The sequence below is a fragment of the Polaromonas sp. P1_E1_2 genome, from assembly GCF_056406035.1.
In genome coordinates this window covers 1-1,546 of the sequence record NZ_JBFUAZ010000796.1, presented here as the reverse complement: position 1 = coordinate 1,546, position 1,546 = coordinate 1, and the positions used below count along the sequence as shown (strand labels likewise).

Below are 1,546 nucleotides of genomic sequence, written 5' to 3'. Positions count from 1 at the left end.
AAGTAACTCCGTTCGCTTGAAGGAAATTACAGGAAAAAATATCTGCTGCGCTAAAGTGAGCAGAATGATTCCAGTCAGCACTCCCAGTATCGACCAGCGCATGACTCGGCCTCGTCGTTTGCCGTCCATATCACTATCTGCAAGTTGTTCCATGATTTTCACCGCCACAGTCCGGCGCCGAACGGACTCGGCTTCGCAGGTGTCCAGTTCTGCCCATAGGCGCCCGAAATATTTGGAACCGTACCACCAGCTCTTTCAACAGATTGCTGAGTAGCGGTGTTCGAGTTGGGTCCAAATTTCGCGTCGTACGGTCGGATCGAGTCATATCCTTCGGCTTGTCGCATAACCTCTCTATCAAAATCCGGTCCAGACACCCCCGCTGGCGGAGGCACTTCGTATGCTTCAGCCGGGGCTCCACCGTTCCATGCATTCCGATCGTCAACGTACGTGGGCGCATTGCTTCCTTGATTGAACATAGTTCGCCCGCCTGCCAGGCTGTATTGACCATCCACAATCTTTACCCGAACGCCACACACGTCTTTCCAATGCCACACGACGACGAAGCAGTGTTTAGCGCCAAGCCGGCGAGCCTTCGGATCGTTCACAGGCCGGCACACCACGGTTGTATCCAGACCCGACGGGTCCACTAGTCTCAACGGATCGCCCTCCACATAGCTAAAGGTATTGATGCCACCCGCCAGTCCAATGGGATCGGACTGCATATACCGCCCAATCCTCGGGTTGTACTCCCGATGCCAATTCTGGAAYAGCCCACTCTCGGCATCAAAGGTTTGTCGAAAATCCTCTAATGGGCTTTGGCTACTCGAATCGCAAGCATCGGTGAAGTAAGGTCCTGCTGAGTGAGCAATATTGCTATGCCCGCGTCATCAAGAATTGCGTATGTATAAGCATTGGAAATGAAGAATCTCGTGCACTCGGTTTCTGAGCAACTCAATAACTCGTTGCCGGAACGAGCGCGCAAAGTGATTCTCGCTGGGCTATAGACTTGAGATGAATTTAAAACCGTGTACCCTGACCTTGAAGGGGGCAATGAAATGACTTTTTTACTTAAGGTTCCGATAGGCCCCAAAGACCAACTAACCAAATTCAGGCTCTTAATTTCTTGCCAAGCAGTGGAACATGTCGCGTAAAGCCTCTCATTATCTATCGCGTAGACCGGAGCCGCAGGAATTGCTAAAAAACTGGTGCTTCTATAAGCTGAACAGTCTGCGTTAATTTGTGCAAAGAAATCTTGAGAAATTGAAACTTCTGACTGCTCAGTAACATTGAGTAGAGTATTTTGGAAAAACAGGAGATCTCTGTATCGAACCGGTGCAACGATAGTAGAAGGGGCTTGGGGCCAACGTCCTGTCCTGTTACCCCAAACTATCGATACATGATCGCCATCTGCATCCACTTGAAAGTCGTCATCTTTGTAGATACTTGTGGACACCCTACTATCAGCCGACAAATTAACTCTTGCTCCATTTACAAAAAGTTTTCTATCGAACTTAGCAATACGCCTCTCATTTGCTAAATACTTCGG

General features: G+C 49.3%; 2 protein-coding genes. Both read right to left on the bottom strand.

What is annotated here, in order from left to right; genetic code table 11:
- Positions 1 to 158 precede the first annotated feature (158 nt).
- On the bottom strand, positions 159 to 869 hold the full coding sequence (locus tag AC1D1P_RS22985; RefSeq protein WP_477671211.1) for an RHS repeat-associated core domain-containing protein: 711 nt from the start codon (positions 867 to 869) through the stop codon (positions 159 to 161).
- Positions 806 to 1,546, bottom strand: a 741-nt coding sequence (locus AC1D1P_RS22980; RefSeq protein ID WP_477674588.1) for a hypothetical protein, incomplete at its 5' end; no start/stop codon positions are given. The genes AC1D1P_RS22985 and AC1D1P_RS22980, both read right to left, overlap by 64 nt.